The sequence below is a fragment of the Actinomadura sp. genome (assembly GCF_044508335.1).
Taxonomy (GTDB): domain Bacteria; phylum Actinomycetota; class Actinomycetes; order Streptosporangiales; family Streptosporangiaceae; genus Spirillospora.
In genome coordinates, this window is the sequence record NZ_JBIQHY010000151.1 from 1 (window position 1) to 9,389 (window position 9,389).

Sequence of the window (9,389 nt, forward strand, 5' to 3'; positions counted from 1 at the left end):
GGCCGCCGCGCGACAGCGACAGCATGAACAGGTTGTCCTGGTACTCGGAGTGGATCGACCACTTGTTGTGCGGGGTGAGGTACCGGAGGGTCAGCCCCAGCTCGCCCGTCTCGCCCAGTTCGGGCTCGCCGAACAGGGCGGACATGTTGAGCGGCGGCCGGAAGGTCGGCAGCTGCTCGCCCAGCTCGGCCATCCAGTCGTGGTCGAGGTAGAAGTGCTGGCGCCCGGTGAGGGTGTGCCAGGGCTTCAGCCGCTCGACGTTGATGGTGAACGGCGAGTAGCGGCGGCCGCCGCTCTCCGACCCCGACCATTCGGGGGACGTGATGACCGGCACCGGCCGGGCCTGGGTGTCGGCGAACGTGATCTGCTTGCCCTCGTGCTCGGCGGCGAGGTCGGCGAGCTCGCGCCCGGTGCGGCGCTCCACCGCCCGGAAGCCCTGGGTGGCCAGGTGCCCGTTCGTCGTGCCGGAGAACGCGAGGATCATCTCGCAGGCGTGCACGTCCCGCTTCAGCGACGGGCGTCCGTCGGCGGGCCCGCCGCGCACGACGCCGTTCTTCCGCTTGAGGTACTCGACCTCGCGCTCCACGTCGAACGTGACGCCCTTGGTGGTGGCGCCGAGCCGCTCGGCGAGCGGGCCGAGCGCGGTCATCTTCGCCGCGACCGCCGGGTAGTCGCGCTCGACCGCGACGAGCTTCGGCATCGTCACGCCGGGGACGGGCTCGCACTCGCCCTTCGCCCAGTCGAGGACGCGCCCGTGCGGGGTGGCCATCTCGTCGGGGGTGTCGTGCAGGAGCGGCACGGCCACGATGTCCTTGCGGACGCCGAGGTGCCCCTCGACGAGCCGGCTGAACGCGGTCGCGATGTCCTGGAAGGCCCGCCAGTCGCTGCGGGTCTGCCACGGCGGCCCGATCGCCGGGTTGAACGAGTGCACGAACGGGTGCATGTCGGTCGTGTTGAGGTCGTGCTTCTCGTACCAGGTCGCCGCCGGCAGCACGATGTCGGAGTAGACGGTGGTGCTGGTCATCCGGAAGTCCAGCGACAGCAGCAGGTCGAGCTTGCCGGCCGGGGCCTCGTCCCGCCAGACGACCTCCTCCGGCCGGACGTCCGGCGGCGCCTCCTCCGCGCGGACGGCGTCGGCGGCGCCGAGCAGGTGCCGCAGGAAGTACTCGTTGCCCTTCGCGGACGACCCGAGCAGGTTGGACCGCCAGACCGTCAGGACGCGGGGGAAGTTCTCCGGCGCGTCGGGGTCCTGGCAGGCGAACTTGAGCCGGCCGGCCTTCAGCTCCTCGACGACGTACTCGCCGGGCTGCTTCCCGGCGGCCTCCGCCTCGTCGGCGAGGGCCAGCGGGTTGCGGTCGAACGTCGGGTAGGACGGCATCCAGCCGAGCCGCGCCGCCTGCGCGATCACGTCGGCGGTGGAGCGGCCGGCGAACGCGCCGCCGCCGGTCGCCGCGGACAGCGCGCCGGCGTCGAAGTGGTCGTAGCGGAACTGGTCGGTGTGCAGGTACCAGAACGCGGTGCCGATCATCTGCCGGGGCGGGCGGGACCAGTCCAGCCCGAACGCCAGCTGCGCCCATCCGGTGACGGGGCGGCACTTCTCCTGCCCGACGTAGTGCGCCCAGCCGCCGCCGTTCACGCCCTGCCCGCCGGTCAGCGTGGTCAGCGCGAGGAACGTCCGGTAGATGGTGTCGGAGTGGAACCAGTGGTTGGTGCCCGCGCCCATGATGATCATCGAGCGGCCGCGGGTCTCCTCGGCGTTCCGGGCGTACTCGCGGCCGATCCGCTCGGCGGCCTGCGCCGGAACCCCGGTGAACGTCTCCTGCCAGGCGGGGGTGCCCGGCTCGGACGCGTCGTCGTACCCGGTCGGCCAGGAGCCCGGCAGCCCGTCGCGCCCGACGCCGTACTGGGCGAGCAGCAGGTCGTACACGGTCGTGACCAGGTGGCCGCCGACGGTGCGGACCGGCACGCCGCGCCGGAGCGTTCCCGGCGCGCCGTCGACGCCGTCGAAGCGGGCCAGCTCGACCTCGACTGCGTCGCCGCCCTCGACCGACAGCATCGGGTCGGCGCCGCCCAGGTCCAGGTTCCACTTGCCCTCGCCGGCCTCGCCGTAGCGGAACCCGAGCGACCCGTTCGGGACGAGCGGGTGACCGGTGTTCGCGTCCAGGACCACGGTCTTGAACGCGGCGTTCTCGGACTGCGCCTCGGCGCCCGGGAGGTCGGCGGCGGTGAGGAACTTGCCCGGGACGTACCCGCCGTCGCGCTCCTCGAGCCGCACCAGGAACGGCAGGTCGCTGTAGCGCTTCACGTAGTCGGTGAAGTACGGGACCTGCCGGTCGACGAAGAACTCCTTGAGGATGACGTGGCCCATGGCCATCGCCAGGGCGCCGTCGGTGCCGGGCTGGGCGGCGAGCCACTCGTCGGCGAACTTGACGTTGTCGGCGTAGTCCGGGGACACCGCGACGACCTTCTGGCCCCGGTAGCGGGCCTCGGTCATCCAGTGCGCGTCGGGGGTGCGGGTCACCGGCAGGTTCGAGCCCCACATGATGAGGTAGCCGGCGTCCCACCAGTCGCCCGACTCGGGGACGTCGGTCTGGTCGCCGAACACCTGCGGGGACGCCACCGGCAGGTCGGCGTACCAGTCGTAGAACGACAGCATCGTCCCGCCGAGCAGCGACACGAACCGGGCGCCGGACGCGTGCGACACCATCGACATCGCGGGGATCGGGGAGAACCCGGCGACCCGGTCGGGGCCGAACTCCTTGATGGTGTGGACGTGCGCGGCGGCGATCATCTCGGTCGCCTCGTCCCACGTCGCCCGCACCAGGCCGCCGCGCCCGCGGGCGTCCTTGTAGGCGCGGGCCTTCTCCGGGTCGGAGACGATCTCCCGCCACGCCTCGACCGGGTCGCCCGTGCGGGCCCTGGCCTCGCGGTACATCTCCAGCAGGACGCCGCGCACGTACGGGTAGCGCACCCGCGTCGGCGAGTAGGTGTACCAGGAGAACGACGCGCCGCGCGGGCAGCCGCGCGGCTCGTACTCGGGGCGGTCGGGGCCGACCGACGGGTAGTCGGTCTGCTGCGCCTCCCAGGTGATGATGCCGTCCTTGACGTACACCTTCCACGAGCACGACCCGGTGCAGTTCACCCCGTGGGTGGAGCGCACCACCTTGTCGTGCGACCAGCGGTCCCGGTAGAAGGCGTCCGCCTCCCGGCCGCCCTTCTTGGTCATCGTCCGCAGGTCCGGCGAGACGCGGGCGCGGGTGAAGTACCTGCGCGTGCCCACCAGCGCGTCTTCCAGCGGGCCGTCCATTCCTGGCCGGCCGGTGGTCGAACTCAACTCGGATCCCCTTCTTCCGCATCATCCTGGGACGAATCGCGCCCCATGCGCATCATCCTGCCGACGGTTCGCAGGAAGAAGCGTTTCAGTCGGCCCGGCGCGCCGCCACAGCGCGCCGGACGGTCGTCGCGGTGAACACCGCGGCCGCCGCCGCGACGATCGAGAGCAGCAGCAGGCCGATCCGGTACTCGCCGAGGCGGCCCCACAGGGCGCCCATCAGCAGCGGCGGGACGAACCCGCCGAGGCCGCCCGCGGCGCCCACGACGCCGGTGACCGCGCCGACCTTGTTCGCCGGCGCCAGCCGCGCGACCAGCGCGAACGTCGCACCGCTGCCGGCGCCGAGCGCCGCCGCCATGGTCAGGAACGCGATCGTCCCCCAGGGCATCAGCGGCGGTGCGAACGACTGGAGGAACGCGCCCGCCACCGTCACCGCCAGGGACGCCGTCATCACCCGCACCGCGCCGAGCCGGTCCGACAGCCACCCGCCGACCGGCCGCATCAGGACGGCGAGCAGCACGAACCCGGCCATCCGGTTCGCGGCGTCGGCCTGAGTCAGCCCGTACTCCGCCTTCAGGTACGTGGGGAGGTACACCGAGAACGCGACGTAGCCGCCGAACGCCACCGCGTACAGCGCGGACATCTCCCAGGTGACGCTCAGCCGCGCGGTCGCCGCCAGCCGCCGGGCGAGCGGCTCGGCCGGAGCGGTGCGCCCCGGCGCCTCCCGCAGCACGAACCACGCCGCGACCGCGTACACCGCGAGCATGACGGCCATCACCACGAACGGGGTCTGCGTCCCCCACCTGTCGGCTTCCTTGACGGTGGTCAGCGCGGTGACGGCGGTGCCGCCCATGCCCGCGCCGAAGATCCCGATCGCGAGGCCGCGCCGCTCCGGCGGGAACCACGCGTTGACGAACGGCACCCCGATCGCGAACGCCGTCCCGGCGATGCCCAGGAAGAAGCCGCCGACCAGCAGCGCGGGCAGCGACGAGTGCCCGGCGACCCCCAGGTACAGGACGGGCACGATCGTGATCACCGACACGGCGGGGAACATCACCCGCCCGCCGAACCGGTCGGTCAGCGCCCCCACCGGGATGCGGCCGAGCGACCCCACGATCACCGGCACGGCCACGAGCAGCGCCTGCTCGAACGAGGTCAGCCTCAGTGTCTCCTTGAGCCCCGGGGCGAGTGGGCTCAGCAGCGCCCACGCCCAGAAGTTCACCGCGAACCCGAGAGTGGCCATCGCCAGCATGACCCACGGCCGTCCGCTTCCAGCGGCCCGGCCGGTCCCCGCCGGCCCGGGCCCGGTCTCCTGCCGAGCTTCAGTCACCTGCCGCACCATTCCCGTTGCTCCCAGCGCAGTGCCGTTGGGCGTTCCCCAACCCCGTGCGGGATAACCATGATCGTCACCCGCTGCTTCACACCCTTTCGGATGCGCAGAACCCCCAGAAGGGACCTTCGTCCCGACGAACGTCCTGGTGACCGACGCCACTGGCCCGCACCGCGCGCCGCCCGGGCGGTACTAACGTGGCTTCCAGGGGGTTCGGCTGGGGACGGAGGTTCGGTGGGCGAGCATCGCGAGGTGGCGGAGGCGCTGCGGCGGGCCGGGGTCGGAGGGGTGGACGACTCGGCGCTGGCGCGGGCCATGTACTCGTCCGACGCGTCGCTCTACCGGGTTCCGCCCGCGGTCGTGGTGACGCCCCGGGAGGCCGCGGAGCTCCCGGTCGTGCTGGGGGTGTGCCGGGACGCCGGGGTGCCGCTGACGATGCGGGGCGGCGGGACGTCCATCGCGGGGAACGCGGTGGGGCCGGGCGTCGTGGTGGACGTCAGCCGGCACCTGAACCGCGTGCTGGAGATCGACCCGGACGCGGGGACGGCGCTGGTCGAGCCGGGGATCGTGCAGGCGCGGCTGCACCGGGCGGCGGCGGAGCACGGCCTGCGGTTCGGGCCCGATCCGTCCACCCGGACGCGGGCCACGCTGGGCGGGATGATCGGCAACAACGCGTGCGGGTCGCGGGCGCTGGGATACGGGCGCACCAGCGACAACGTGCTCGGGCTCGACGTGGTCACCGGGTCCGGTGAGCGGCTGAGGCTCGGCGACGTGCCCGGGGCGGCCGCGGACAGCGCGCTGCTCGACCGGTTGAAGGGCCTGGTGGGCGAGAACCTGGCGCTGATCCGGACGGAGTTCGGGCGGTTCGGGCGGCAGGTGTCCGGCTACTCGCTGGAGCACCTGCTGCCGGAGAAGGGGTTCGACGTCGCGCGGGCGCTGGTGGGCAGCGAGGGGACGCTCGCGCTGACGCTGGCCGCGCGGGTGCGGATGGTGCGGGAGCCCGCGTGCCGGGTGCTGGTCGTGCTCGGGTACGGGTCGATGGCCGAGGCCGCCGACGCGGTGCCGGCGATCCTGCCGCACGGGCCGGTGGCGTGCGAGGGGCTCGACTCCCGGATCACCGGGGTGGTGCGGGAGCGGCGGGGCCCGGACGCGGTGCCGCCGTTGCCGGAGGGTTCCGGGTGGCTGCTGGTGGAGCTCGCGGGGGCGGAGATCGGGGCGCTGCGGGACGCCGCGCGGAAGGTCGCCGGTGAGTCCGGGTGCGTCGACTCCATGGTCGTGGAGGACATGGCGCTCGCCGACGCGCTGTGGCGCATTCGGGAAGACGGGTCCGGGCTCGTCGCGCGGACGCCCGGCGGTGAGCAGGCGCATGCGGGGTGGGAGGACGCGGCCGTCCCGCCTGAACGGCTCGGCGCCTACTTGAGGGAGTTCGAGGCGCTGCTGGGCGAGTACCGGCTGTTCGGCGTCCCGTACGGGCACTTCGGCGACGGGTGCATCCACGTCCGGATCGACTTCCCGTTCGGGCGGGCGAAGGGCAGGGCGGTCTTCCGCGACTTCCTGAACGACGCGGCGGCGCTCGCGGCGCGGCACGGCGGCACCATGTCCGGCGAGCACGGCGACGGGCGGGCGCGCAGCGAGCTGCTGCCGCACATGTACTCGCGCGAGGCGCTGGCACTGTGCGCGGCCGTCAAGGACGTGTTCGACCCCGAGGACGTCCTGAACCCGGGGGTGATCGTGCGTCCCGCGCCCGTGGACGACGACCTCCGCGCGGTACAGCTCGTCCCGCTGAACCGCGGGCTCGGTCTCGCCTACCGGGACGACCGCGGCGACCTGTCGCGGGCCGTGCACCGGTGCACGGGCGTGGGCAAGTGCCGCGCCGACAACACGGCGGCGGGCGGCGTGATGTGCCCGTCCTACCTCGCCACCCGCGAGGAGAAGGACTCCACGCGGGGGCGGGCGCGCGTCCTCCAGGAGGTCGTCAGCGGGAAGCTGGGGCCGGACGGCTGGAAGTCCGACGCGCTGCACGACGTCCTCGACCTGTGCCTCTCCTGCAAGGGCTGCGCGTCCGACTGCCCGACCGGGGTCGACATGGCCTCCTACAAGGCCGAGGCGCTGCACCAGCGGTACCGGGGGCGGATCCGGCCGCGCGCGCACTACGCGCTGGGGTGGCTCCCCCGCTGGACGCGCCTCGCGGCGAAGGCGCCCGCGTCGATCAGGGCGGTGAACGCGGTGATGCGGTCGCGCGCCCTGAAGCCGCTGGTCGCGTGGGGCGCCGGGATCGACCGGCGGCGGACGCTGCCCGCGTTCGCGCCCGTGACCTTCCGGCGGCGGTTCGCGTCGCACCGCAGCCCCGAGGGGCGCAACGGCGACGTCGTCCTGTTCGTGGACACCTTCACCGACGCGTTCTCGCCCGAGGTCGGCGAGGCGACCGTGAGGGTGCTGGAGCACGCCGGCTACCGCGTGACGGTCACCGAGAACCCGGTGTGCTGCGGCATCACGTGGATCTCGACCGGCCAGCTGGACGGGGCCCGCGCGCAGGCCCGCCGGACGGTGCGGGCGCTGCTGCCCCACGTGCGGCGCGGCGCGAAGGTCGTGGGCATGGAGCCGTCCTGCACCGGCGTCCTGCGGTCGGACGCGGAGGAGCTGCTGCGCGGCGTGGACGCCGCCGCGGCGCGGGAGGTGGCCGCCGCGACCCGCACGCTCGCCGAGCTGCTCGCCGAGACCGAGGACTGGACGCCGCCCGACCTGTCCGGCGTGTCCGGCGTCGCGCAGCCGCACTGCCACCACCACGCCGTCATGGGCTGGACGAAGGACGCGGCCCTGCTGGAGAAGGCGGGCGCGGACGTCGGCCGGCTCGGCGGCTGCTGCGGTCTCGCGGGCAACTTCGGCGTCGAGAGGGGCCACCACGACGTGTCCGTGGCGGTCGCCGAGACGCGGCTGCTCCCGGCCGTCCGGAAGACGCGCGAGGACGAGGTCGTCCTGGCGGACGGCTTCAGCTGCCGCACCCAGCTCCGCGAACTGGCGGACCGCGAGGGCGAGCACCTCGCCCAGCTCCTGGCCCGCCACCTCCCGGACCGGCCGCGCTAGCGCTGGAGGGTGCGGGACAGGGTCAGCGCGGCCGTGTGGACGGCCGGGGCGACGGCGGCGAGGCGCATCTTCGACGCCCAGCCCGAGACCGACAGGGCGCCCAGCGCCAGGCCGTCCGGGCCGAGGACGGGGCTGGCCGCGCACACGATCCCGGCGCCGGACTCCTCCCGGTCGTAGGCGACGCCCTCGCGGCGGATCCGCTCCAGCTCCTTCGCCAGCAGGCCCGGGGCGGCGACGCTGCGTTCGCTCCGCTTGACCAGCCCCGCGTCCATGACCGCCCGGACCGCCTCCGGCGGGGAGAACGCCAGGATCGCCTTGCCCACCCCGGTCACGTGCGCGGGCAGCCGCCCGCCGACCTGCGACGGCAGCCGCGGGCCGCCCGACGAGCCGAGGATCTCCACGTAGACGACCTCGGTGCCCTCCAGCACCGCGAGGTGGACGGTCTGCCGGGTCGCCTCCCGCAGGTCCGACATGTAGGGGACGGCCGCGTCGCGGAGCACGCGCTGGCGCGGTACCCGCTGGCCGATCTCGAACAGCTTCAGACCCAGGCGGACCCGCGCGCCGTCCCGCTCCAGGAGGCCCGCCTCGGCGAGGTCGAGCGCGATCCGGTGGGCGGTGGACTTGGGCAGGCCGCTGCGGCGGGCCAGCTCGGCGGCGCCGAGGCCGTCGTCGTCCGCCCGGAACGCGGTCAGCACCGCGACGGCGCGGCGCAGGTAGGTGTCGTCCGGCGGCATGGCGCCACTGTAGAAGAAGTGTCCCACCACGCGGGACGCGCGCGTTGCCCGCCGCGTCCGGGACGGGGGAGGCTCGGCCACGGCAGACGAACGAAAGGACGGCCCAATGGACCGGGGATCCGTGGAGAAGGCGGCGGCGGCGCTGCTCGACGCGTACGCCGCCCGCACTCCCATCTCGCCGCTGACCAAGGACCATCCGGACATGTCGGTGGCCGACGCCTACGCGGTCCAGCTCGCCCAGGTGGAGGCGTGGACCGCGGCGGGGGCCCGGCTGAAGGGCCACAAGGTCGGGCTGACCTCGGCCGCGATGCAGCGCCAGATGGGCGTGGACCAGCCCGACTTCGGCGTCCTGCTGGACACGATGTTCCTGCCGGAGAGCGCGCCGATCGACACGGGCCGGTTCCTGCAGCCCCGCGTCGAGCCGGAGATCGCGTTCGTGCTCGGCCGCCCGCTCGCCGGGCCCGGCGCGACCGCGGCGGACGCCGTCGCCGCCGTGGAGTACGTGCTGCCGGCGCTGGAGGTCATCGACTCCCGCATCGCGGACTGGAAGATCACCCTGCCGGACACGATCGCCGACAACGCCTCCAGCGGCGGCGTCGTGCTCGGCACCCGCCCCGTCCGGCTGGACGACCAGGACCTGTCGCTGATGGGCTGCCTGCTGCGCCGCGACGGCGACCTGATCGACACCGGCGCGGGCGGCGCGGTGCTGGGCTCGCCGATCAACGCGCTGGTCTGGCTGGCCAACGTGCTCGGCGAGCGCGGCGTGGCGCTGGAGGCGGGGCACGTGGTGCTGCCCGGCTCCATCACCGCGGCGGTGCCGGTCGCGCCCGGCGAGACCCTGACGGCGACGTTCGCCGGGATCGGTTCGGTGACCGCCCGGTTCGGAGAGGAGCCAACATGAGCGAAGCGA

5 protein-coding genes are annotated in these 9,389 nt (G+C 74.0%); 2 read left to right on the forward strand and 3 right to left on the reverse strand.

Features of this window, described 5'->3' with window-relative positions:
* Positions 1–3,307: nitrate reductase subunit alpha (locus ACIWVC_RS31410; protein WP_396454946.1), on the reverse strand; the 3,307-nt coding region annotated here is incomplete at its 3' end.
* A 112-nt stretch (positions 3,308–3,419) separates the two neighbouring features.
* The gene (locus tag ACIWVC_RS31415; protein WP_396450145.1) at positions 3,420–4,574 is read right to left on the reverse strand and encodes an MFS transporter; all 1,155 of its coding nucleotides are present in this window, start codon (positions 4,572–4,574) and stop codon (positions 3,420–3,422) included.
* Positions 4,575–4,976: 402 nt separating this feature from the next.
* On the opposite strand from ACIWVC_RS31415, the gene ACIWVC_RS31420 reads away from it, so the two are divergent.
* On the forward strand, positions 4,977–7,745 hold the full coding sequence (locus tag ACIWVC_RS31420; protein WP_396450169.1) for an FAD-binding and (Fe-S)-binding domain-containing protein: 2,769 nt from the start codon (positions 4,977–4,979) through the stop codon (positions 7,743–7,745).
* Here ACIWVC_RS31420 and ACIWVC_RS31425 read toward each other — a convergent pair.
* Positions 7,742–8,479: an IclR family transcriptional regulator gene (locus ACIWVC_RS31425; protein WP_396450143.1), complete on the reverse strand. Its 738-nt coding sequence runs from the start codon at positions 8,477–8,479 to the stop codon at positions 7,742–7,744. The two genes, ACIWVC_RS31420 and ACIWVC_RS31425, sit on opposite strands and share 4 nt — an antisense overlap.
* A 106-nt stretch (positions 8,480–8,585) precedes the next feature.
* Here ACIWVC_RS31425 and ACIWVC_RS31430 point away from each other — a divergent pair, with 106 nt between their 5' ends.
* Positions 8,586–9,380: a 2-keto-4-pentenoate hydratase gene (locus ACIWVC_RS31430; RefSeq protein ID WP_396450141.1), complete on the forward strand. Its 795-nt coding sequence runs from the start codon at positions 8,586–8,588 to the stop codon at positions 9,378–9,380.
* Positions 9,381–9,389: the final 9 nt, after the last annotated feature.